Genomic DNA, 24,836 nt, shown 5'->3' on the forward strand with positions numbered 1-24,836 from the left:
AAAGATGTAGATACATATATAGATATAGAATAAAATGCATACATAAATACAGATGTAGAGATAGATACACAAACTGACATAGGATAAGGGATTAGTGATTACTTTTAATAAAGGATAGAATATGAAACCAGATTTTGAAAAAGGAAATGGCTTGTTGCCGACAGTTGTGCAAGATGCGGAGACTAAGGACGTTCTCATGGTGGCGTGGATGAACGAAGAAAGCTTTCACAAAACATTAGAAACAAAGGAAACGTGGTTTTGGTCTCGATCTCGTCAAGAACTATGGCATAAGGGTGGGACCAGCGGCAATGTGCAGCATGTGGTGAGCATGGCCCTAGATTGTGATGGCGACACCTTGCTCATTCAAGTTAAGCCTGAAGGTCCTGCCTGTCATACCGGGCGTACAAGCTGTTTCTTTAATGAAGTAGAACGGAGTTAAGCATGGCACAGCAAACACTGAACGAATTATACGAAATTATTAAAAACCGTAAGGCACAGCCAAAGGAAGGTTCTTATACGAATTATTTATTTGACAAAGGACTCGATAAAATCTTGAAAAAAGTTGGGGAAGAGGCAACGGAAGTCGTTATCGCCGCAAAAAATGATGATCCACAGGAGCTGATTTACGAAACAGCAGATGTGTTATATCACTTGCTCGTGTTATTAGCGGAGAAAAATATTCCTTACGAAGCCATTGAAGCTGAGCTGGCGAGCCGCGAAGGGGTTGTTAGCAAGACTACAGATCGCCCAGAAATTACAAATTTATAATGTACATCGCGTTATGAGTTCCTACGATTACCCATACGTTTATGTGAGTTAAGACGAATTTATAAACACAAAATGAGGTAAAACGCGTTTATATACATTAAGAAAATAGATAGAAAGGATAGCCTATGAAAGAGATAATTCGCACATTGAAACCCTATATACCTGAGGAGCCGGCCGCAGCGGTGAAAGAGCGACTTGGTATCGACAGATTGGTGCGCTTGTCGGCGAATGAAAATCCATACGGCACATCGCCATTGGTACGGGAGGCTATCCTTAGTTATGTAACACATAATGATGCCAACTACTATCCGGATGGTAATGCTACCGATTTGCGCATGAAGTTAGCGAATTACTGGCAGGTGCAACCTGAGCAACTCGTCATCGGCGCAGGTCTCGATGAGGTGATCGCCATGGTCAATAAAACATTGATTACCGCTGGTGACTCCATCGTAGTAAGCGTGCCAGCCTTCTCGGAATATGCCTTGAATGGCCTCGTGGAAGGCGCTGAGATCCGTGAGGTGCCAGCTGATTTTGAAACGGGGCAGTATGATTTTTCTGCTCTCGTGAAAGCTGTAGATGAAACGACACGCCTCGTATGGATCTGTAATCCTAATAACCCAACGGGCACCTATGAGTCTGTTGAAGATATTCGCAAATTTGTAGCAGCTGTACCAAAGGAAACCTTGGTTATCATAGACGAGGCATATATCGATTTTGTTACCTCCGTAGCAGTTCCTACGGCACGTGCGCTCTTGGATGAGTTTCCTAATGTGGCTATCATGCGTACCTTCTCGAAGGCCTATGGCCTTGCCAACTACCGTGTAGGCTACATGATGACTCCTTTAGCGTTGGCCAATTATATGCAAACCATTCGCTTGCCGTACAATCTGAATACCTTATCTCAAGTGGCTGCAGAAGCTGCTTTCGGTGATCAAGAATTTGTGGCGAGAACGGTCTCTCAAAATGCAGAAGAGCGAACAAAATGGGAAAGCCTCTTTGATGAGTTAGGCATTCACTACTATAAGAGCGAAGCAAATTTTATCTTCTTTGCATCGCCTGATGCGGAAGGCCTTGCAGATGCTTGGCTCAAATCAGGTTATCAAGTGCGCCGAGGTCAACGAGAAGGATGGTTACGCCTTACGATTCCAATGCCTCAAGATGGGGATATTATGCGTCAGATATTAAAAGAATTTATGCATTAATCCACATAAGATATATCATAAATAGTATTAAGATTTGTTTTATGATATCGGATTTCATTTTATAGAATGGAGTGTATTATGATTGCCATTATAGATTATGATGCAGGGAATACCTTCAATGTCCAGAAAGCCTTAGCCTATATCGGTCTTGATGCAGTGTTAACGGCAGATCCTGAGACCATACTAGATGCTGATGGCGTTCTCTTGCCAGGTGTAGGCGCATATGCGCCGGCGATGGCAGTTCTAAAAGAGCATGGTTTAGTTGATGTCATTCATGAGGTAGTAAAGCGTGAAATTCCTTTATTAGGTATTTGTCTAGGAATGCAACTTTTATTTGAAGAGTCTGAAGAATACGGCCCAACTCCCGGTTTAGGCCTTATTCCCGGTATGGTGAAAGAAATTCCTAGCAACCTTGGTCTTAGCGTGCCTCATATGGGTTGGAATAAAAATATAGTGCATCATCCTGATAGTGTTTTTAGCAATGTAGACAATCAATATACGTATTTTGTTCATTCCTATTATGTGGATACAGATCCTGAATATATTACATCTACTGCAAATTATGGTATCGATGTACCTGGTATTGTAGAACGTGGTAGAGTATATGGAATGCAATTCCATCCTGAAAAAAGTGGTGTCGTAGGTCTAAATTTGTTGCGTACATTTGGGACTATTACAAAAACTTATAGAGCAGCAGGAGAATAGGGATATAGCTATCTTTCATTATAGATAGGAATAAGTCATTCAGTAACCAATATATCTAGGATAATAACGACATCTCATAGGTAGAAAATGCCGTTATTATGCTTTATAGTTATACTTAACTTTCAAAATGAGAAATTAATAATTGACACCTTGTTGATTAGTTATACAATAATGTTGTAAGTACTAACATTTTAGGAAGCCATTGTGGCATGGATACATAGGTTTTATCAGTAATATTCATATACTCCATGTCGCGTGATTACTGGAGGTGTTTATATGGTTATGAATGGTATTTACTTAGTTATTGCCTCCGCGTGTATTCTAATTTTAGCGTACCGCTTTTATGGGGCTTTTATAGCGGCTAAGGTATTGACCTTGGATCAATATCGCCCAACGCCAGCTATGGTTCACAATGATGGTCACGATTACGTGCCAACCAACAAATGGGTAACCTTTGGTCATCACTTTGCAGCGATTGCTGGTGCAGGCCCACTGGTAGGTCCTGTTATTGCAGCCCAGTTCGGTTATTTACCTGGTGCCTTATGGATTCTCATTGGCTCCGTATTAGCCGGTGCTGTACATGACATGGTTATCTTGTTCGCTTCCGTTCGCTATGATGGTAAGTCTATTGCGGATATTGCTCGCGAAGAAATCAGTAAACTAGCTGGTTTCGGTGCTATGCTTGCTACCTTATTCCTATTGATCATTACCCTTGCTGGTATGGCCGTAGTAGTAGCTAATGCATTGCATAACTCTCCTTGGGGATTCTTCTCCGTATTTGCTACCATTCCAATCGCTATTTTTATTGGTATTTATTTGAAATGGTTGCGTCCTGGTAAAATCCAAGAGGCGACTATCATTGGTGTAGCCTTAATCTTCGCAGCTATCGTCTATGGGCCAAATATAGCAGCTAGCGAATATGCATCTTGGTTCACATACGACTTGCAAACCATCGAAATTATGCTTGCTGTATATGGTTTCTTTGCAGCAGCATTGCCAGTATGGTTATTGCTTGCTCCTCGTGATTACTTGTCTACATACCTTAAAATCGGTACAATTGGCGCGTTGGCACTTGGTATTATCATTGTAATGCCTGAAATTCAGATGCCGGCTATTACTCCTTATATCTATGGCGGCGGCCCTGTATTGAAAGGTTCCGTATTCCCTTACATCTTCATTACTATCGCATGTGGTGCGTTATCTGGCTTCCATACTGTTATTGCTACAGGTACAACACCTAAAATGCTTACTAATGAACGAGAAATCTTACCTATCGGTTATGGTGCGATGTTAACAGAAGGCTTCATCGCTATGATGGCGTTGATTGCAGCTACTGCATTGCATCCAGATGATTATTTCGCTATTAACTCCACAGTTGAATCTTTTAAAGCCTTAGGTCTTCAAGTTCATGAATTGCCAGCATTGTCTGCAATGGTTGGGGAAGACTTGATGCACCGTCCTGGTGGCGCCGTATCCTTAGCAGTAGGTATGGCTCATATCTTCTCCAGATTGCCTAATATGGATCACTTGATGGGTTACTGGTATCACTTCTGTATCATGTTCGAAGCCTTGTTCATCATGACTTTGATCGATGCTGGTACTCGTGTAGGTCGTTACTTACTTCAAGAATTATTAGGTCATTTCCATCCTAAATTCAACGACCAACATTGGACTCCTGGCGTATATGGTTGTGCAGCTTTGATTTGTATCTTATGGGGATACTTAGTTCTACAAGGTAACATCGGTATTATCTGGCCACTATTCGGCGTATCTAACCAATTATTAGGTACTATGACATTGGCTGTAGGTACTACTGTTATCATGCGACTTGGCCGCAAACGCTATGCATGGGTTACAGGTATTCCATGTATCCTAATGGCTATCGTTGCTATTGCAGCAGATTTTGAAAATGTATTTAACAGCTATATCCCAGCTGGTAAATGGATCCTAGTAGTATTTAGTGCGGCTATGTTCCTCATGATTCTTATCGTATTAGTTGAAGCGGTTCGCAGCTGGATTCGCTTGTCCAATATTCCTCAAGATTATCGGACACAAGAAGAAGTTGAAGCTGAAAGCCTTGTAAAATACGGTAAAGAAGTAAAAGCATAATATTGATTATTGCAATATATAAAGTGCACTTACATTTGTGAGTGCACTTTTAATCTATAAATTTTCTGCTTTTTTTATAAAATAGTTAGGTAATGGCGTCTTGCATGCAGAGTTTTCTGTGAGCAAGGCGCTTTTTGTATGGAAAAGAGTTTCTTATGGTCAATATGATTGATACAGTTAACACCGCATGGGTATTGTTATTTGAACATGTTATAATAGGGCTATGAAACATTATATACGTTCTTATTGGACAAAATATAAACAATTGTATAAGAAAGGCCTAAAAGGCATTGCTGCCTTTCTTGCCATTGGAGCGATTATAGTCTTTGTACTAGCAACCATTGCTAGTCGTGGAATGGGTGTTATTTTTAATGAGGTTATGACACGACAAACGATGATGCGCGGTACGGTTACTGTTGAAAGTTTATCTGCTACACCGTGGGGAACTTTGACTTTTACCGGGCTAGTTTGGAAGGACCCAGAAGGGCATGAGTTGCTCAATGCACCAAGCGGGAAAGTCCGCGTCAATATGTGGGATGTGGTGACACGTAACTTTAAGTCCTCCGCTATCAAGGGCATTGAATTAGATGATGCGGTTATAGTCATTGATTTAGACGATAATAATCGGTTGGATTTCGCGCCCATATCTCCAGATGTAAATAAACCAATTAACGAGATAGAACCCCGTTCGAAAGCACCTAGAAAGACTACACAAGAACGGCAAGAGGAACTAGGTAAGAAAGTACGTAACTTTAATTGGGAGGGCCAACATTTAGATCTTAAGATTAGACTTAGAAACAGTCAGTTAGAGGTCTTTAACAGAAATCGCCATTATGTGATAAAGGATGTAAACGCTAGAATTGACCTTGATAGTAAGAGGGCCATTCGCATCGATATGGAGACGGGCAAATTTGGTGGTACCGCCATAGGGGATGGTCTCGTATTAAAAGGTCGTGTAGACTTAAAGGATGTTTTAAAGCATCGCATGCCTCAACTGGATCTACAATTTGATGTGAAAGGGATGGATCCGTCATCTCTAGGCTTTGGTGAGAATATTCATGACGCCATGACCTTGTTTACAAAGGTAACAGGTGATTTTAACCGTCCCTTTGCTAAAGGTCGGGTAACGATGCCGATTTTGCGCATCCCTGCACTTACCTTTGAGAATGTAGTAGGAGATGTGACGTATCAAGATGGTATTTTGAATTTTGAAAACGTTAGTGCTAATGTATACAGCGGTAAATTGGAGGCTAAAGGTGTATATAATTTGGACACTCGCGCCTATACAATTACTGGCGTAGCCAAGGATCTAGATAGTAGTGTGGCCCTTAAAGCACCAGAATTTCTCGTGCCTGTATCGGCAAATTTGAACTTTAAAAGCGAAGGCCAACCTCGAGACATGGAGGTGTGGGGAAACTTCTGGTCGGGTGAAGGTCATTATATGCTGATACCGATTCAAAGCATTACGGGAAACTTTCACAATAAAGGGCGACATTTATCCTTTAGCGATGTGAAAGTAAATACGAAAATCACTACTATCACTACGGATGCTCTGCGTATCGATGATGGACAGCTCACGATGGGGCCGCTTAATATTACGTCCCATGGGGGCAGCAATTTTATTCTATATGATGAGTCATTTGATGAAATTGATGCGCATATGGCTCGAATTAAAGATGGTATGAAACAAGCTAAAGAGAATAGTAAAAGTGCTTCTGAATCAGCAAAGGGCATCGATACGTCTGGGTTCACATCGCCGGACATGAAAGAATCGATAAAAGACCTGAAGCGGAGTATAGACTCGGCAAAAGATAGCTTAGATAATATGTCTAAAGGCATCAAGCAATAAAAGACATTGAGAAGTAAAAAGCAACAAGAAATAATAATGTATCAAAAATAATAAAGTATTAAAAATAATAAAAAGATGGCAATTCATCAGCGTGATGAGTTGCCATCTTTAAGTTATAAGGTATTAAACTGAATTTAGCTATACGCAAGATTTTATTATCTGTTTAATCCGCTAGAACGTTGGTATTCAGTATCTTCTGTGTTTTTGGTATCCGTTTTTGCATTAATTCGTTTTACCTTAATAAGAGGTTTCTTTTCTTTGGTTTCCTCTTCTTCGTATGGAATTACTTTATCTCCTTGATCCGGTAAGAATGTTTCGATACCGTTTCGTTTGCCTTTTTGCGTGTTAGCGTCAGCGACCAATTGACTTTGTTGTGGAACGATGTAAATTTCGTCTTTATTGATAGTTACATCATTTAACAAGAGTTTGAATGCGTTCGGACTTACATACAGAATTCCGTCTACCATACGTGCTGCAGGCAGTAAAGATTCGGATGTATCGAGGTTGATGATTTGTAATTTACCCTTGCGCACGACTTGTTTAGAGTCCGGTTGTACCGCTAATGTAGCAATGTTCATGTCGATCAATGCTGTTTTAGTAGGTGCATCCCAAGATACTTTGTAACCTAATGCTTCTGATACTTGACGTAATGCTACGAGTGGTTGACCGTCAACATAGATAACATTTGGCTTTTTATCGATTGGCTCCAATAATAGGCCATCTACATTGATGTAATGCTGTGTCGTTACTGATGCAGGTCTTTTTAAACTCTGCGTCGGTGCAGGTGTATCCATACCGACTGCCGCCTGTACAGGCTGTACCACTCCGCTTGTGAAAGCAAGCGCCCCTAAGGCTATACCGGACAAAATCAGTTGTTTTAATTTCATGGTAACCTCCATTGTGTATAAAACGTAACGATAAATCATAATGGGTACTATAACATGGATATATGAATATTATATTATGAACTTTAATTTTATAAAACTAAAAAGAAGAAATATATTTATACTTTACAACAAAACTTTAATTATGCTATTCTGATGATACGTATTTCATGAACTTATCATGATTGGTGTTATATGAGTATGTTTATAGGAGAGTTTCGTGAATAAAAAACACTTAGTTCTTCTGAGTTTAGGTATATATAGTCTATCTATGCCTTTAATGGTTCAGGCTACTGATCCAATTATACCTATAGCTCAACAAGAGCAATTACAACAAGACCGGGATACTCAACGAGAACGTAGCTTACGCTTAGATGAAGAGCGTGTAGAGACTGTTGTTAGTGAGCCGGCACTTATAGACGTACCTTCTGATCAGAATGGTGCGTCTTTTTATATTAAACAAATACAGTTAGATGGTATGCCTAAAGAATTATCTTTTCTAAATAAGCTTACCCGCAAGTATGAGCAAAAAAATGTAACTGTATCAGATATTACTAATATTCGTAATGCTTTCCAACGTAAATTATTGGATAAGGGGTTTGTAACATCTCAAGTCTATATTCCAGAACAAAATTTAAATGATGGAATATTACAATTAATGGTTATACCTGGTCGCGTGGAAGATATCCGTTATAGTGAGTCTTCGACTCATGGACCTTGGCGAACTGCCTTAGTTGTACGACCTGGAGATATACTTAATATCCGTGATATTGAACAAGGTCTTGAGCAGATGAAACGTTTATCATCTCAATCCGTGACAATGAAATTACTCCCAGGTAAAGCTATAGGTACATCTGTTATTGAGCTATCAATCAAACAAGAAAAGCCAGTATATGGATCGATTAGTATTGATAATAGTGGTCTGGAATCAACCGGGATATATCAAGGTAGCTTTACTACCTCTTTTGATCAAGTTTTTAGAGCCAATGATACATTTTCTATGTCATTATCAGGTGATCTTAGTGGATCAGGTAGTATAAAAGGAACTCGTGCAGCCAGTCTTAATTATGTTATACCTCATGGAAAGGACACCTTTAGTTTTAGTTTTTCTAAATCACGATATCATCAAATGATACAATCCAATCCATATGACTTCACATATAGTGGTAAGTCAACTACTATAAAGGCAAAATGGAATCATGTTTGGTCTCGTACACAGCGTGAGAAACATGCATTTGATATTTCTATCAGTACACGTCATAATCATCGCTTTATTAATGATATGGAAATTTCGGTGCAAGCATTACGTACTACCTCAATGGAGTTTGGTGTGTCTAATCGTAAATATATTGGTAATGCTACCTTGTATTATCGTTTAGGATTTCAATGGGGTATTGGTGCATTTGGTGCACAACCTGAACATACAGCATCTGTTGCAATGGGTGGGTCTACATCTAGATATCATATGTGGCTTGCTGATGTCGATTATCGTAAGCCATTTGTTATGGGCCATCGTCCTGCATCCTTTACATCTTCATTCCATGGACAATGGGTACAAGGCGGCAAAAGGGTATATAGTGTAGACACTATAAATATTGGTAATCGGTATAGTGTCTATGGTTTTGATGGTGAATATATACTTATGGGCGATAGTGGGTGGTATTTACGTAATGAGGTAGCCTCTGTTGTTCCTCATCTTAATGCAGAAGTATATCTTGGTTTAGATGTAGGTGTGGTATATGGTAAAAATGCAGAAACATTGGTAGGTAAAGCCATTGCAGGTACTGCAATCGGTATAAGAGGTAATTATGCATCAGGTTTATTATTTGATGCATTTATCAGCACACCTTTATATAAGCCACAAGGATATCATACGAAGAAGTTTTATAGCGGTTTTACCTTAGGATATAGATTCTAATCTAAATATAATTAAGACTTAATAAGTGTTGAACTATTATTTATATAATTGGAGAGTTATATGTGTAAAACGAATCAAGAACGACGTACACTAGGGCGTAAGATTGTATCCTGGCTAAGTTTTGGAGTGTTTGTAGCATCTCAATCGATGGTACTGGCTTCGCCAATTATGCCAGATAATAATGCAGTTATTACTGAACGACCATTAGTTCAGGAAACTGCTAATCAGATACCTTTAGTTAATATTACGGCACCCACTAATAAGGGCGTCTCTATGAATAAATATGAGCAATTTAATGTAGAGAAACAAGGGGCCATTTTAAATAACTCATATGTAACGAGTAAAACAGAACTTGCTGGTTATGTACAAGGTAATAGTAACATAGTGAACGGTACTGCAAAGGTTATCGTAAACCAAGTTACATCAGGTACACCGACATCTATAAATGGTTATTTAGAAGTGGCGGGGCAAAGAGCTTCAGTTGTGGTCGCAAATCCTAACGGCATTACAGTTAATGGTGGTGGGTTCCTTAATACGGATCATGCTGTGTTAACTACAGGTAGAGCAGAATTAAATGGTGCTGGAAATTTACAAAATTACCGCGTAGAACAAGGGAAAGTTGCTGTTGAAGGCAAAGGTCTTGATGGAAAAGGTGCAGATTCTGTATCTATCTTGGCAAGAACTATTGATGTAAATGCAGGGGTTTGGGCAAACAAACTTAATACTCGTACCGGACAAAATTACATTGATGCTAACAACTTAAAGGCTACAGCTTTAGAGTCTTCAACTGTTGAAACAAAACCAATGATTGGATTAGATGTGGCTGCAGTAGGTGGGATGTATGCTAATCATATTACTATGGTTGGCACTGAGGCTGGTGTAGGTGTTAATCTTAATGGTGTAGTTGCAGGGACTCAGTCTGTTTCAGTAGATGCTAATGGTCATCTATCTGTTAATGGTATGCTTCAATCTGATACAAGTCTCGTGGCTAAAGCAAACTCTATACAGAATATAAAGACAATTGCTTCTGGTGGAAACTTGGATTTAGAAACAAAAGAGTTAACTAATACAGGGAATATTACATCCGTTAAAAATGGACATATTAAGGTAGAAGAAACCTTAACTAATAAAAATACAATGGCAGCTGGTGCCAATACTCAAGGCGCTGTGACAAGTAATGGCTCCTTGTCTGTTGAGGCAGGTAATATTCGTAATACTGATGCAGTGATTGTATCTGGTGGTACTACTAGAATTAATAGTAAAGAAGTACATAATATAGAGAATGGTCGAATTTATGGTGGAAAAGTAGCGATACAAACTGAAGTACTGGAAAATCGTAAGAATGTGGCGTTAGAATCTAAATTAGATGCTGCTATGGCAGATATGAAAGTAGCAGAGGATAAGCTTGAAGCAGCCTATGCTATAGATACTACAGCTTTTACATCAAAAACTGAACAAGATGAATATTTGAACCGAATAAAAGAACTATCCCAAGTATATGATGAAAAGCTTAAAATTGTTAAGTTAGTACAAGAGGAATTATCTGCTCATAAAGGGAGTACTATTGCAGGTCGAGATGATGTAACTATTGAGGCGGATTCTATTTTGAATAGAGAGAAGTCTCTTGTGTATAGTGGTGGCACTATGACATTGGATGGTCGAGACACTTTGCACAATATCGGTGGTACTATTGAGGGAATTGGAAAAGGTGTCATCCGAAGTAAAGACTATCAAAATAAGAACTCTTCCTTTACATCAAAACGTGTTAGCCCTGAAATTGAAAAAGGTCTTTCTGGTGCAAGTAATGACGCTATGCTGACAGAGCAAGAAGATCAAATCCTGATTACAGATAAAAATCATAGTGAGCATGGTCAAGTTTTTAGAAAGTCTGAATTTACTTCTTTAAATAGTGGCTATGGCGCACTCCATAGTTATGGAAAATCCCCAATGCGAATATATGAGGCTGCAGAATATGTTACGGTAGAACAAATTACGCCAGAAGAGCAAGCGGCAGGTGAAGAGTTAATTCCAGCAGAATATATTGGTACACAAGTACCTTCGTACGCTTATGATGATCCTATTTTTAAAGAGTTTGGCATTACATCTATGACAACAGAGCGCCCACTAACGTCAGGTCCTGAACAAGAAGCGTGGGATGCACAATTTAAGCCAATTTTAGCTTCATTAAATGAAAAAATTAAAGCTCATAATAAAAAGGCCGAAGTATATAATCAACAAGTCTCTAGTGTAGCTAAAGAACCAATAGATACTTATGCTATTATTCGAAGTAAAAAAATGTCATCCCATGAAGAGGTTAAAAACAGTACACCAGGTGTTGTGCGCTTTGGTGGGGATCTGTCATTTACGGGAAATGGTACTAATGAAAATAGTCAAATGGTTGTAGGCGGTACATTAACTATTACGGGTGCTATTAATCAAGTTACAAAAGAAAATCAAGAGGTTACCAATACATTTGGTACTACACAAGAAGCGTATACTTATAGGAGAAAAAAACCACATAAATCTAAGCGAAGAGGATATAAGGGGCAAGTATTCATGACGCCACAAGTGGATAAAGAAAATCCTACATCTCTCGGGGTGGCTAAGAAAGAAGACAAAAATGGTAAGGCAAAAGGTGAAGTAGGTGCTAATCACCGTAAAGAGGTACAAGACTTCTTAAATCCATTTGCACAAGATAGTAGTAATGATACATCTAAACCTACTGCGGGAACTAACATTTTGGCATTGCCTACAGAATCTTTATATACAATACATCCTGAAAGTACTGCTAACTATGTGGTTGAAACAGACCCACAATTTACGAATAAAAAAGCCTTCTTATCATCCGATTATATGTATCGAGAGATGAAAATAAGTCCTGAAAATATTGAAAAAAGATTAGGTGACGGTTTTTACGAGCAGACTTTGATTAGAAATCAGATTGTATCTGGAACAGGTTATAGATTCCTTGATGGATATACAGATGATGAAAGTCAATTTAAAGCTCTTATGGATGCGGGTGTTGCGTATGCCAAGCAGTATGGCATTACTCCAGGCGTAGCATTGACAGCAGAGCAAGTCGCTAGTCTGACCAGTGATATGGTTTGGCTTGTAAAAGATGTTGTTATGGTAGATGGTAAACCTGTTGAGGTAATTTATCCTAAGGTATATCTCAAACAAAGTAATGGATTACAACTACATAATGATGGAACATTAATTAGCGCGAATACACTTGTTATGAATACGAAGGAAAGTATTCGTAATGAAGGGGTTATTCAAGGTAAAACAGTGATTCTTGCATCTAATCAAGATATTATTAATAGCGGGCATATTAATGCAGACAAAGTTGGTTTGCAATCAGATACAACTATTTACCAACAAGGTCAAATTGTTGGTCGTGATGCTGTAGAATTACAAGCAAAAGAGAATATCACTTTTAACAATTCTATTGAGCATTTAAAAAATCAAGATGTTTTACATAAAACAGCAGGTATTGCTGTAACCGGTAATAGCGGCGTTATGATTGTATCTGCTGGCAATGATGTAAACCTAGGTGGTGCAACTATCGAAGCATTGGGTAAAGAAGGTGCCATCACTATTACAGCTGGACGTGATATTAATAGTACTACAGACACTCTTACAGCCAAAAAAGATATGACTCAAGATGGGGATAATTATTTACGAACCTATCGTCAAACCGAACTAGGTACGACAATAGAGGCTGGTGGAAATGTATCTATTGGCGCCAAAAATGATATTAAGGCTCGTAATTTGACTGTTAGCAGTGATTCTGGGGCGGTAAAAGTAATTGGTGAACATGACGTATCCATTGAAAATGGCTATAGTGAGTCTAAAGATGCATTTGCGTTAAAATACAAAGAAAAAGGCCTTCTTAATAAAAAAGAAACTAAAATCAAAACGAATGATGAATCTAAACATGCCTTAATGAGTACAGTTAGTGGTCATACTGTAGTGGTGGGTGCTAATAATGATGTAACTCTTACATCCTCTAATGTGGTGAGTACTGCTGGAACATCTGTATTAGCAGGTCATAATGTAGTAACTGATGCCGCATCAGAACATACACTAAGTACGGCCTCTAAAGATGTAAAAAAATCTGGTATTATGGGTGCCGGCATAGGTATCATGATTGGTAAAAAACAATCTAAAGATAACTACTCTATTGATGAAAATACTCATAAAGCCACTACTTTAGGATCTACTGATGGTGAGGTTACTGTACAAGCTGGTGATACAGTTCATTTGACTACGACAGATATTATAGCGGATAAAGGAATTAGACTTAGTGGACAAGATATAGTATTAGATGGCAAGGAAGATCATTACCTTTCTAAAGAAAGTCACGAATATAAATCTTCTGGCCTTACAGTTAGTCTTGGTGGCTCTGTAGCAAGTGCTATTAACACAGCCTATGGATTGCAACAAAAAGCTAAAGGTCGCGAAGATAAACGTTTGGCTGCACTAGAATATATGGAAGCAGGTAAAGAACTTAAAACAGCAGCTGCGAACATCCATGATTACACAAGCTATACTGCGGGTTCTGTATTAAAGAAGGGAACTGAATTAAAAGAGCTAGGACAAGCCCAATTAGCATCTGCACAAGAGTTTAAAAATGCTTCTATTATGAACCGTTATTCGAATACAGCGACAGCAAATGCTGCTGATTATAAAACTAAAGTAGGTGAAGCTAATATAAGTAAGAGTAATGCAGAGTTAGCTGATTTAGACAATAATCAAGCTGGATATAAGGCTAAAAAACGTGCTAAAGCAGATAATCTTGTAAATATTCGTGTAAGTATTGGCTCTAGCAGTAGTCGAAGTGAGTCTTCCTATGAAGCAAATACATTTGATGGGGGCTCTATTGAAAGTAATGGTGATATTACTATTGAGGCTAATAGTGCAGATTCTATCAAGGGGAATATTAAAGCTGTTGGTGAAACAATTTCTGGTAAAACAGTTAAATTAGTGGCTTCTAATGATGTATCTTTACAAGCGGCAACAAATACAAGTGAAAAGCTTGAAAACGCCAAAAGTAAAGGCTGGTCTGTTGGGGCTAATATTAGTGTTGCTGGTGGCGGTTTATTAGGTTTTGATGCAAGTGCTAATGCGGCAAAACAAAAGAGTAATACAAAGGTAACAACACATACTGGCACTACTGTTGTAGGCTCGGATGCTGTTGCTATTATATCTGGAAAGGACACCCATATCAGTGGTTCCAAGGTAATTGGTAAATCTGTAACAGCAGACGTAGGTGGGAACCTTTCTATTGAAAGTTTACAAGATATAAAGACATATGTAGGTGAAAGCTCTAATAAAGGGTTTAGTGTATCTACAAATGCGGGTTCTCTAAGTAATGTATCTATGAGCTCAAGCAATGGTAAAATGGAAAGTGATTATGCAAGTGTTACTGATCAAGCGGGTATATATGCAGGTAACGGTGGATTTGTAATTAACACGGCTGAAAAAACATCATTAACAGGGGCTGTTATAGATAGTGCAGCAGACTCTAATAAAAATAAATTATCCACTAAATCATTGGATGTTAAAGATGTTGAAAATACGGCAGAATATACGTCTCGTAATGTAGGTATGAGTTATAATCATGTCGGTAATTTTAAGAATCTTAGTAAATCTGGAAAAGATACCGTGTGGAACACATTAGGCACATTACCTAATTTGTTACCAGATTCTAGTAAATCTAGTTCTTCCATTACAAAATCTGCTATTTCAAATGGTACAATAGAAGTACGAGACGCTGACTTTAATATGCAAACACTTTCTCGAGATACAAAAGATAGCTTGAATAAGCTTGATGAAATCTTTGATAAAAAGAAAATTGAAGAACGTCAAGAATTATCTAAATTATTTGCAAAAGAAGCTTTTGGTCAATTACATAATTGGAATCCAACCTCTAAAGAAGGGAAAGCTGCAAAAGCGATAGCCCATGGTGTAGTCGCTGAAGTATCTGCTCGTATGGCAGGGAATAAACCGGGTAGTGGTTTTTATGCTGGTGCTACCAATGAGGCATTAATTGGAGAAATTCAAAAAATTGCAAAAGAAAAACCTGATGTAGCCCAAACATTAAGTGCTCTACTAGGTGCTACCGTAAATGGTAGCTTAGGCTATTCACCTGTAACTGGTGCAGCTGAGGCACAATATGGGACTAAATGGAATGAATATCAGACTTTACAAGCTATCAAGAACCAAATAGAAGCATTAAAGCAAGGTAAAAGTGTAATAGTATATGGCAGAGAGATAACTTTAGATAAAATAAGAGCGAATGAGTGGTTAGTATTATATGGAATTGACCCAATAACAAAAGAGTTTAGATATATAGCTATTAATAATAAAGGGGAAAGTTATGATATTATACACCATGATTATTATATAAATGATGGTTTTGTAAAAAGCTCTGATACAAATAATCTTCTTACGCTTCCCAAAGGTATTACTTTTTATGAGGGACAGGATATTCCTGTTAAAATAACAAATGAATATATGTTAGATTCTTCGACTGCTACTGCAGTATCATCTAGAGCAGTATCTAGATATGAGTTAGGTGAATATAATGGTAATATTTCTGAAACAGAGTTTTATACAAAGGCTAGTCCATCTTTTTGGAGAAAGGTACAAGGAGAAAAGGTTAAGTATAGTTTAAATAATCTTGATGTAAGACATGTTGCTCCAAGCTATGTTATATCTCGAATAATAGCAGAAAAGCGTATTCCTCAAAATCTTGCAGATGATTATAAAGTTGTATTTAATGATGGAAAGTTTCTGGTGAAATCTGTTAAATATCCAGCTTATAAGGTAGAATTAAGCCAACCTGATGTTCTTATGATTGTAGGTAGGAGTGAATATCAAAAAGAATCTGAAAAAATGCGACGTGTAGGTGCGGATACCGAAGGGTATTTTGGATTAGGATTAAGAAAAGGTGTAGGTGAGGCTAGTTTAAAAGTTGTTGAAGGAATGTCTTCTGATGATAGAATTTTTATTGGTGGTGAAGCAACTATAAAAGGTAGCGTTACTGTGCGTGATCTTGCCAGACTTGCTCGAACGAAAGATTTATTTACTAAAGGAGAGAATGATGGATTCTCAAATGCGGCTTCTGTAATTAGCTCTCCTTTAGTTCCAGTAATAGGACGAAGAGATAATAAGAACTTACATTCAGGAATAGCTGTTCAAGAATTTAAGCCTAGAATATTTACTCATGGAGATACTATAATCGATATAGATCAATCAGTTGGAATAAGAATGGAGATAAAATCTGTTGCAGATAAATCAGCTTTAGATGAAATTAACAAGCAGACTAATAATGCTTCTGCAGCAGAGTTGGTTGCTATAGCATATCATCATCAACATCCAATGGAGGGTAGTTTATATTATGGTAGAGATGGTAAAACTATGAGTTTAATAAAGTCTGTAAAAAGTCCTACTCATAAGTATGAAATTTTACATGGAGATGTGGGGTGGAGTGTACTTCCTGAACGAGAGTTTAATGAAGTCTATAAGAATAATAAAGTGGATGAGCAGAAATGAGTACTTTTATACAATCAGAATTTATTAAGTTTAAGATTGAAGTTAAAGAGTTAATTCAATATGTAAGTAAATTTAAAACACTTACGATGAATATACAAACTTATCTTTCAATTAATATTTTAGTTTTATTGGGTATAGAAGCAAATATTTTTATGTTTTCTGCGCCTTTTGATAAAATATATAATCAGGAATACTATAATATGTTATTTTATGTAGGGCATATTCTTTATATCCTTTTTGTTTTTATAACAAATTACATGCGGTTGAATTATTATAAAAAATATTCCTTTAATTGGCTTAATGTCGTTATCATGATTTTTTTGATAATGGTTTTGCTTTTAGGGAATAGTATTACTATTTCTAGTTCTAATTTTAGGTTTAGCGGAACTACTGATTATATATTTGGGAATAAAGTGCTATGGAGCGTGAATACCCCTGAGCTGTTCTTTCCTTTTCTAATTGGGGTGATACTATTTGGGGCATTTGGAATTGACAAATTATGGTCTGCTCATGATACTATTGAAACTAATGGGATTATTTTTGATAATAAAGTTATTGATGTGTGGTGGGGCAATAGAAATGATTTAACCGACGGGCAAATTAAGACTTTAAAGTTACATTATAGTCGACAGGATACATATCCTTTTTGGATTGATATTTATAAAAGTATTTTAATAGATAGTTTATGGTTTTATGGACGCAGTACTGTTCGTCAGTGGCATATGTTTAATGTGTTTTTAGCTTTTGTTATGTATAATTTTATTGTAACTTATACTATTGAGTCACCCATTTTAAGATATGCTTTATATATTTATCTTACATATACTGTAATTACTATGATATGTAGACGCTTGCTGGATACTAATAGTAGTATTTTTTGGCTTATTGGCTTATTTATACCATTAGTTAATATATACGTACTGTACCTGCTGTATAATAAAACTTCTATAATGTATGATCAGGAAAGTAACACGATTTTTTATTATCCTTTATAACTAATTAAACCCTACTATGAGTTTTTCGTAGTAGGGTTTATTGTATTTATTTAATAAGTGTCGAAATAGATATAAAGGAATAGTAACGTATTTTAGAAATCATAAATTAATTTGTCATGACTCTGATAAAATAATAATTGTAGATGGTACAAGCGAATGTACTGATATAAGTAATTCTTTATATGCTATAATTAAGTGTTACATGAATTATTTGATATATTTAATTATAGAGTTATAGAAGATATAGAAAGAGGTTCCTTATGGCATCCGGTAGATCTGAAAAAGAGTTACAAGGGGTAACGATGTTAGGTCACAAGACCGATTATCCTACTGATTATGCGCCACAGGTGTTAGAGGCGTTTGATAATAAGCATCCTGACAATGATTACTTCGTTAAGTTTAATTGCCCTGAGTTTACAAGTTTGTGTCCTATGACAGGTCAACCAGACTTTGCCACAATTTATATTTCTTATGTGCCAGATAAGAAGATGGTAGAGTCCAAGTCTTTGAAGTTGTATCTGTTTAGTTTCCGCAATCATGGGGACTTTCACGAGGACTGTATCAATATCATCATGAAAGATCTTGTGAAGTTGATGGATCCTAAATATATCGAGGTGTGGGGTAAGTTCACGCCGCGTGGTGGTTTGTCCATCGACCCATACGCAAATTACGGCAAGCCTGGTACTGAGTGGGAAAAGACTGCAAAAGAGCGCCTTCATTTTCACGACATGCAGCCTGAGCGCGTAGCATACCGTTAATATGGCATACGAATATTTAACAATGGTCGCATCCTTTATTACTTGTTTTATGATGGGTGTGACCTTGTCTTTACAATCTGCATCAATAATCGTAGGGACTCACACTCATTTAAGAGAACAAAGTAAATGGACTCGCTGGAACGGATATATCATGTTTGTGTTGCTCCTATTTGTGCTAGATGTGCTCGTAACGAATGGTATATATATTGCGTTTCACGATGTATATGGTAATCTTTTGAACATTGGTTATCTTGATTTCGATCTGATGGATATGTTCTTTAGTGAAAGCTTTCAAATAGGCGTTATTCTAGTCTTTTCGCTTGTGTTATTTCAAGTATTAGGACTCGTTGATTTAGCTCATGGAGAACGGGATGTATCCTTTTATTATGACCAGGTAGATGCAGGTAAACATAAGCCTTCTTGGATGGAGCAGTACATGGGGAGACAAAGAGGCTCTCTTGGAGCGAGCTTGGTGGGCTTGCTTTATATGCTGAGAATGACGATAAAAACAATGTGGCCTTATATCGTGTGCCTAGTGTGGTTTAAAATCTTAGCCATACTTGTAAATGTACTAGTGTCTCCGAGTATTAACCGAATTATGCATGTTAATAATGAAATGACTACCCTAATCATGTTCGACCCATACATTATCACCTATGCAGTTGCTGGTTTCTTATGGGGCCATGTAGCATTACATCATGATGTAACTAAAGTATCGCGCTTAGCTAGTAGCATGGCCATATCTCTTATCCCTCGTCTAACAGTCTTGGTAGGAGCAATTTTCTTTATTGGATTGGCCCTCATCATTATAATGGTACCCATCACATGGGATGGGGTACTTGATGCACTTACAAAAAAATAGATAGAGCTAGTTATTTCCTGTATTTTTAGGGTTTTAAAAGTCGTTCTCATTCTCTTGACAATGAAATGATTCAAATGTTAGAGTATGGTTGTATTAATTGGAATACATAAACGGTTATACCCCGTGTATGATGAATAACAAGGTGCAATATAATATCGTCCTTGGGATGTTCCTAAGGGCGATTTTTATCATCTATCGCTAGAGGGAGAATTAGATGAGTATAGTCACAAACCAAACAACTGAACTTATTGGTAAAACACCGATGTATCAATTGCCAAATACCAATATTTATGTAAAGCTTGAAAAATATAATGTAGGCGGTTCTGTAAAAGACCGTGCCGTACTCGGTATGTTACAGGCTGCAAAAGAGCAAGGTCGCATCCATGAGGATAGCATCATTGTAGAAGCCACAAGTGGTAATACGGGAATCGCTCTTGCTATGGTAGGCGCTATTTTACATATTAAAACAGTGATCATCATGCCTGAAAGTATGAGTAAAGAACGCCGCGAGCTTATTAAGGCGTATGGGGCGCAGCTCATCTTAACACCAAAAGAAACAGGTATGAAGGGGGCTCTTGAGCGGGCCAATGAAATTTTAGAGAAGTATCCAAATGCTTTTACCTTGGGTCAATTCGTAAACCCTGCAAACCCAGATATGCATTACCGTACAACGGGTGCTGAAATTGTAGAACAAGTGCCGAATGTCGATGTATTTGTAGCGGGTATCGGCACGGGTGGTACTTTCACAGGCGTCACAAGACGATTGAAAGAACATAATTCTAATCTAAAAGCCATTGCTGTAGAGCCAACGGGATCTCCTGCTATTACCGAAGGTAAGGGCGGCCCTCACAAAATTCAAGGCATTGGGGCTGGGTTTATTCCTGAAAACTTTGATCAAACATTGATGGATGGCGTGCAAACTGTAAGTGATGAAGAAGCTTTTAGCGAGGTACAAACCTTTATGCGTGAAAGTGGCATCTCTATTGGTCTTTCCGCGGGGGCGGCTATTGTAGTGGCAAAACGCATGGCTCGTGAATTACCTAAGGCAAATATCGTCGTGATTGCCCCAGATGGAGTAGAGAAATATTTATCCCTCTTGGACTTCGGCAATAATGAATACGTGAAGTAATCGATTTCGAATAGATGAACTAATAGTTTTATATCGATAAAATGCCTTATATATAGGAATATAGACCAAACATGTTGTATACTATATATATCTATTATATGAGTAGAATGAGAGTAGAGTAATTTGAGATGGAGTCACTATGATGCAAGGTTTGCGTGAATTATGGGGCAAAATTCAATATAATATTAAGCGCGTAATGGATTCTGACCCAGCTGCCACAAGTGTGTGGATGGTTATATGGACATATCCGCATATTACGGCGCTGTTCTGGCATTTCTTTGCCCATCGTTTATATAAGGCGGGGTGGCCAATCTTGGCTCGCCGTGTAGCACTACATTCTCGTCATGTGACGGGTATCGAAATCCATCCGGGTGCAACAATCGGTCGTGGTTTATTTATCGACCACGGTATGGGCGTTGTTATTGGTGAAACGGCTATTGTAGGCGATAATGTAACCTTGTTCCATCAAGTAACACTAGGTGGGATGTCTTCTAAAAAGGTAAAGCGTCATCCGACCATTGAAGATGATGTACTCATCGGTACGGGTACAAAGATTTTAGGGGACATTACGATTGGGGCGCGTACGAAGATTGGCTGTAATCTCGTTATCAAACATGATATTCCTAAGGATATGGTAATTTTTGAAACAGATCCAGAAAATATGTATGTTCGTAAACCTAGTCGCAATGCAACTGCTGCACAAGCAGAGGAAAAGAAGATTCCTGATAATTACATAGAATACTATATTTAATATAGAACTATATAAACCTCTAACTATTAGATTAACTAGTAGTTAGAGGTTTTTTGATTGATAAAAGGATCTATTGTTGTAAGATCTTGGGTTTATTGTTGTTGTGACGTTATGTTTTGTACAAGACAGATAAATTTCATTGAAATTTTATATGAAAATATTTGTTCATATATTGACATGGAAAATCATTATTGGTAGAATATAAACATAATCAATATTGATTATAAATTAAATAAACGAATTGATGGCATATAAGCCAACTGAGTTTGTTCTGCTTTTAGAATGAACTGTAATTGAGAATTAAATGATAAAAGGAGTATTATTATGAAAAACGTACAACAAGTAAATCAATATTTAGCAGATCTTTCCGTGTGGAATGTAAAATTACATAATTTACACTTCAATGTAACTGGTCCGCAATTCAAATCCATCCATGAATACTTGGAATCCATCTATGATGAAGCATTTGAATATTTTGATGCAGTAGCAGAACATGTAAAAATGCAAGGTCAATTCCCATTGGTAAATTCTGCAGAATACGCAAAATTGACTAAAATCGAAGAACTTGGTCAAGAAGATATCCCTCAAGCAAAGGTAATCGATATTCTTCTTAAAGATTTCAAATACATGAAAGATCAAGCTGTAGCGATTCGTGCAGCAGCTGATGAAGAAGATGATTTCTTGCTCGTGAACATGATGGAAGATCACGTTGCATACTATGTAAAACAAATCTGGTTCATCGAATCCATGTTGAAATAAGACAATTGACAATGCTTTATTAGGTATGATATGATTACTCAGTAAAGCATGGAGGATTACTCAAGAGGCTGAAGAGGACGGTTTGCTAAATCGTTAGGGCGGGTTACCGTCGCTAGGGTTCGAATCCCTAATCCTCCGCCATGTAAAGACCTTACATCACCCGATGTGAGGTCTTTTTGTATAATATATTAATTTATTATATTATTTATATAGGCCTAATTTATGAGGATTCGAGTGAGTCCAAGGCCTTATTAGTATTGAATGACACAGGTGTGTAAGGGTATAGAGTTGACGTATGTCTAGGGGTTTCATATAATAGATTGTATAAAATGTAATTTTAAGGAGACTCTTATGAATACAAAACATACACGTCAAATGAATCGTATACGTCGAGCGTTAGGCATTGGCACATTATGCCTCTTTGCGTCTGTTGGCTTTAGTCATGCTGAAAGTATTGCCATTCCAAGTGCACGTCCTATGGTGGATGGCGTAAGTGCTGATGTAGAGACTGTTAGTAGTTCTAGTAAAGGGCAACAGCATGTAAACTCAGATGTTATTACGCCTAATGATTGGACGTATACAGCGTTACAAAGGCTCATTAAACATGGTGCTATTACAGATACCCACGGATTTACTTTTGATGGTGCTAGCTACACAAAGAATGAGCTTATGCCACTTATCGATGAGGTAGTCACAAAACGTGAGCAAATGAACGATAATGATCGGGAATATGCATTGCGTATTTACCAAGAAAATATGCGTGATGTAATGGATTACCGTATTGCTCGCGATAAAAAAGCTACTGATGAGCGCCGCCAAAAACTAGATGAAAAGCGTGCTGAAAAGGCTAGAAAATCTGGTAAGACGTATCAAGTATCCAAGGATCAACAAGAGGCTCTTGATAAGGCTGGTGATGAAGTAGCGAAACCGGAAGAACGCGCTTTAACAGATGAACAAATCAAAGAAAAAATGAAGAAATTCAAAATTGATGATTCTCGCATTAAGGTAAATAATGAAGTGCGTATTCGTTACACTGATTCCAAGGATAAAAAGTCCAAAACAGATGCTCGTATGCAGACGGAGATGACGTTCACTCTATAACTCTTAGTAAGGGGTTATAATGATTGATTTTTTTAAGAAACAGTTGTTTACTGCCCATCAAAACGGTAAGCAGCAGGTAAGTGAGGTCTTTAAATATATAGGACCTGGTATAATCGTAACCGTTGGATTTATCGACCCGGGAAACTGGGCCGCCAACTTGGCAGCTGGCGCCAGTTACGGTTATGAATTACTGTGGGTAGTCACACTATCTACGATTATGCTCATTTTATTACAGCATAATGTGGCACATTTAGGCATTGTACGCGGTCAATGCTTGTCGGAATGTGCCTATGAATTCTTACCGCGTTATGCATCTCGCTTTGTGCTTAGCACGGCAGGAATTGCGGCGGCAGCGACGGCCTTGGCTGAGTTTATTGGCGCCGCTATCGCCTTGAAGATGCTCTTTGGTATTCCTATCTTGATAGGCAGCATTTTGACGGCTCTTATCTGTACGGTCATGCTCATTACGAACTCCTATCGTAAATTAGAGCGAATCATTGCTGGCTTTGTATCCCTCATCGCATTGGCGTACCTCGTTGAGGTAAATATGGTCAACGTAGATTGGGCAGCGGCTGGTATCGGTTGGGTTGATCCTAATATTCCTAATACATCGATGCTTGTTATTTTGAGTATATTAGGGGCCGTAATTATGCCTCATAACTTGTTTTTACACTCTGAAATCATCCAAAGTCGCCAGTTTAATACACAAGACCCAGCGATTATGAAACGGCAGTTGCGCTATGAATTCCTCGATACTTTGTTATCTATGGGGATTGGGTGGATGATTAACTCTGCCATGATTATATTGGCGGCGGCTGTCTTCTTTGCTCATGGTATTGAAGTAACAGAGCTTGAACAGGCTGAGGAGTTGTTGCGACCACTCATTGGACCCGCAGCGGGTATTATTTTTGCAATAGCATTGTTATTTGCAGGTTTTGCCTCATCTGCTACGGCAGGTATGGCGGGGGCAAGTATCTTTGCAGGAATGTTCGGCGAGTCTTACGATATGAAAGACTTCCATACGCGATTAGGCTTGGCACTAACATATGTTCCAGCATTATTGTTGATCGTGTTTATTACAGATTCCTTCCAAGCATTATTGTTCTCTCAAATGTTCTTGAGCTTGCAATTACCAATCACCATCTTCTTGCAACTTTACATGACAAGTAGCCGCAAGGTCATGGGAGAATATGCAAACCGTAAATTTACAAATATTCTCTTATGGAGCATAGGTATTATCGTTACGATCATGAATATCTACTTATTGATTGTAGGCTAATAGAACATTCTTTGTTAGTTACCAAAAGGTTTATTATAAAATCATAATTACAATACAGCATTAGAGTACAATATTAGAGTATAATATTAGAGTACAACATTAGAATACAAAATTAAAATGCAAAGGACCGCTATGGCGGTCCTTTTGTCATGTTGCTAACGTATCTATTATGTGAAAAGCGTATCTTTGAATACCCAAGAGGGGTAT

General features: G+C 37.8%; 17 protein-coding genes and 1 tRNA gene. 17 read left to right on the forward strand and 1 reads right to left on the reverse strand.

The window, feature by feature from the left end; all coding sequences use genetic code 11:
* Nucleotides 1-121: 121 nt before the first annotated feature.
* The 6 genes from hisI to RYO55_RS05105 all read left to right on the forward strand — a co-directional run bounded on the left by hisI (nt 122) and on the right by RYO55_RS05105 (nt 6,633).
* Complete coding sequence (gene hisI / locus RYO55_RS05080; RefSeq protein ID WP_270279303.1) at nt 122-439, forward strand: phosphoribosyl-AMP cyclohydrolase; 318 nt, start codon at nt 122-124, stop codon at nt 437-439.
* Nucleotides 440-441: 2 nt separating this feature from the next.
* A complete protein-coding gene (gene hisE, locus RYO55_RS05085) occupies nt 442-768 on the forward strand; it encodes a phosphoribosyl-ATP diphosphatase (RefSeq protein WP_287550004.1) in 327 nt (108 codons plus the stop codon).
* 125 nt (nt 769-893) lie between these two features.
* On the forward strand, nt 894-1,970 hold the full coding sequence (gene hisC, locus RYO55_RS05090; protein WP_314984451.1) for a histidinol-phosphate transaminase: 1,077 nt from the start codon (nt 894-896) through the stop codon (nt 1,968-1,970).
* A gap of 78 nt (nt 1,971-2,048) precedes the next feature.
* Nucleotides 2,049-2,675 (forward strand): imidazole glycerol phosphate synthase subunit HisH, encoded by a 627-nt coding sequence (hisH, locus tag RYO55_RS05095; protein WP_314984453.1) that lies wholly within the window; start codon nt 2,049-2,051, stop codon nt 2,673-2,675.
* 276 nt (nt 2,676-2,951) lie between these two features.
* Complete coding sequence (locus tag RYO55_RS05100; protein WP_278606729.1) at nt 2,952-4,784, forward strand: carbon starvation protein A; 1,833 nt, start codon at nt 2,952-2,954, stop codon at nt 4,782-4,784.
* A gap of 223 nt (nt 4,785-5,007) precedes the next feature.
* Nucleotides 5,008-6,633: a membrane biogenesis protein AsmA gene (locus RYO55_RS05105; RefSeq protein WP_314984455.1), complete on the forward strand. Its 1,626-nt coding sequence runs from the start codon at nt 5,008-5,010 to the stop codon at nt 6,631-6,633.
* Between the two features lie 155 nt (nt 6,634-6,788).
* On the opposite strand, the gene RYO55_RS05110 is transcribed toward RYO55_RS05105, so the two are convergent.
* Nucleotides 6,789-7,520 carry a copper amine oxidase N-terminal domain-containing protein gene (locus RYO55_RS05110; protein ID WP_314984457.1) on the reverse strand — a complete coding sequence of 244 codons (732 nt, stop codon included), beginning with the start codon at nt 7,518-7,520 and terminating at the stop codon, nt 6,789-6,791.
* 217 nt (nt 7,521-7,737) lie between these two features.
* Between RYO55_RS05110 and RYO55_RS05115 the strand changes: the two genes are divergently transcribed.
* From RYO55_RS05115 to RYO55_RS05165, 11 genes are all read left to right on the forward strand, one after another.
* Complete coding sequence (locus RYO55_RS05115; RefSeq protein WP_314984458.1) at nt 7,738-9,435, forward strand: ShlB/FhaC/HecB family hemolysin secretion/activation protein; 1,698 nt, start codon at nt 7,738-7,740, stop codon at nt 9,433-9,435.
* A 60-nt stretch (nt 9,436-9,495) separates the two neighbouring features.
* A complete protein-coding gene (locus tag RYO55_RS05120) occupies nt 9,496-16,995 on the forward strand; it encodes a hemagglutinin repeat-containing protein (RefSeq protein WP_314984459.1) in 7,500 nt (2,499 codons plus the stop codon).
* Nucleotides 16,992-17,990, forward strand: a complete 999-nt coding sequence (locus RYO55_RS05125; protein ID WP_314984460.1) for a DUF805 domain-containing protein — start codon at nt 16,992-16,994, stop codon at nt 17,988-17,990. Before RYO55_RS05120 ends, RYO55_RS05125 begins: the two co-directional genes overlap by 4 nt.
* Before the next feature lie 260 nt (nt 17,991-18,250).
* Nucleotides 18,251-18,748 carry a preQ(1) synthase gene (gene queF / locus RYO55_RS05130; RefSeq protein WP_004697960.1) on the forward strand — a complete coding sequence of 166 codons (498 nt, stop codon included), beginning with the start codon at nt 18,251-18,253 and terminating at the stop codon, nt 18,746-18,748.
* Between the two features lies 1 nt (nt 18,749).
* Nucleotides 18,750-19,610, forward strand: a complete 861-nt coding sequence (locus RYO55_RS05135; RefSeq protein WP_314984461.1) for a hypothetical protein — start codon at nt 18,750-18,752, stop codon at nt 19,608-19,610.
* Nucleotides 19,611-19,824: 214 nt separating this feature from the next.
* Nucleotides 19,825-20,739, forward strand: coding sequence for a cysteine synthase A (gene cysK / locus RYO55_RS05140; protein WP_314984462.1), 915 nt, complete (start codon nt 19,825-19,827; stop codon nt 20,737-20,739).
* A 139-nt stretch (nt 20,740-20,878) separates the two neighbouring features.
* Nucleotides 20,879-21,490: a serine O-acetyltransferase EpsC gene (gene epsC, locus RYO55_RS05145; RefSeq protein WP_101928662.1), complete on the forward strand. Its 612-nt coding sequence runs from the start codon at nt 20,879-20,881 to the stop codon at nt 21,488-21,490.
* Nucleotides 21,491-21,814: 324 nt separating this feature from the next.
* The gene (locus RYO55_RS05150) at nt 21,815-22,249 is read left to right on the forward strand and encodes a DNA starvation/stationary phase protection protein (protein ID WP_021147614.1); all 435 of its coding nucleotides are present in this window, start codon (nt 21,815-21,817) and stop codon (nt 22,247-22,249) included.
* A 50-nt stretch (nt 22,250-22,299) separates the two neighbouring features.
* Nucleotides 22,300-22,390: transfer RNA gene (locus tag RYO55_RS05155), tRNA-Ser, on the forward strand.
* Between the two features lie 210 nt (nt 22,391-22,600).
* Nucleotides 22,601-23,350: a hypothetical protein gene (locus tag RYO55_RS05160; RefSeq protein ID WP_314984464.1), complete on the forward strand. Its 750-nt coding sequence runs from the start codon at nt 22,601-22,603 to the stop codon at nt 23,348-23,350.
* Nucleotides 23,351-23,369: 19 nt separating this feature from the next.
* A complete protein-coding gene (locus RYO55_RS05165) occupies nt 23,370-24,629 on the forward strand; it encodes an Nramp family divalent metal transporter (protein ID WP_278606721.1) in 1,260 nt (419 codons plus the stop codon).
* The last annotated feature ends 207 nt before the right edge of the window (nt 24,630-24,836 follow it).

It is taken from the genome of uncultured Veillonella sp. (assembly GCF_963551295.1).
Lineage (GTDB): Bacteria > Bacillota > Negativicutes > Veillonellales > Veillonellaceae > Veillonella.

What these genes read in the sequence shown, in the direction of transcription:
- hisI (WP_270279303.1), top strand. Translation starts at nt 122, where the DNA reads ATGAAACCAGATTTTGAAAAAGGAAATGGCTTGTTGCCGACAGTTGTG.
- hisE (WP_287550004.1), top strand. Translation starts at nt 442, where the DNA reads ATGGCACAGCAAACACTGAACGAATTATACGAAATTATTAAAAACCGT.
- hisC (WP_314984451.1), top strand. Translation starts at nt 894, where the DNA reads ATGAAAGAGATAATTCGCACATTGAAACCCTATATACCTGAGGAGCCG.
- hisH (WP_314984453.1), top strand. Translation starts at nt 2,049, where the DNA reads ATGATTGCCATTATAGATTATGATGCAGGGAATACCTTCAATGTCCAG.
- RYO55_RS05100 (WP_278606729.1), top strand. Translation starts at nt 2,952, where the DNA reads ATGGTTATGAATGGTATTTACTTAGTTATTGCCTCCGCGTGTATTCTA.
- RYO55_RS05105 (WP_314984455.1), top strand. Translation starts at nt 5,008, where the DNA reads ATGAAACATTATATACGTTCTTATTGGACAAAATATAAACAATTGTAT.
- RYO55_RS05110 (WP_314984457.1), bottom strand. Translation starts at nt 7,520, where the DNA reads ATGAAATTAAAACAACTGATTTTGTCCGGTATAGCCTTAGGGGCGCTT.
- RYO55_RS05120 (WP_314984459.1), top strand. Translation starts at nt 9,496, where the DNA reads ATGTGTAAAACGAATCAAGAACGACGTACACTAGGGCGTAAGATTGTA.
- RYO55_RS05125 (WP_314984460.1), top strand. Translation starts at nt 16,992, where the DNA reads ATGAGTACTTTTATACAATCAGAATTTATTAAGTTTAAGATTGAAGTT.
- queF (WP_004697960.1), top strand. Translation starts at nt 18,251, where the DNA reads ATGGCATCCGGTAGATCTGAAAAAGAGTTACAAGGGGTAACGATGTTA.
- RYO55_RS05135 (WP_314984461.1), top strand. Translation starts at nt 18,750, where the DNA reads ATGGCATACGAATATTTAACAATGGTCGCATCCTTTATTACTTGTTTT.
- cysK (WP_314984462.1), top strand. Translation starts at nt 19,825, where the DNA reads ATGAGTATAGTCACAAACCAAACAACTGAACTTATTGGTAAAACACCG.
- epsC (WP_101928662.1), top strand. Translation starts at nt 20,879, where the DNA reads ATGATGCAAGGTTTGCGTGAATTATGGGGCAAAATTCAATATAATATT.
- RYO55_RS05150 (WP_021147614.1), top strand. Translation starts at nt 21,815, where the DNA reads ATGAAAAACGTACAACAAGTAAATCAATATTTAGCAGATCTTTCCGTG.
- RYO55_RS05160 (WP_314984464.1), top strand. Translation starts at nt 22,601, where the DNA reads ATGAATACAAAACATACACGTCAAATGAATCGTATACGTCGAGCGTTA.
- RYO55_RS05165 (WP_278606721.1), top strand. Translation starts at nt 23,370, where the DNA reads ATGATTGATTTTTTTAAGAAACAGTTGTTTACTGCCCATCAAAACGGT.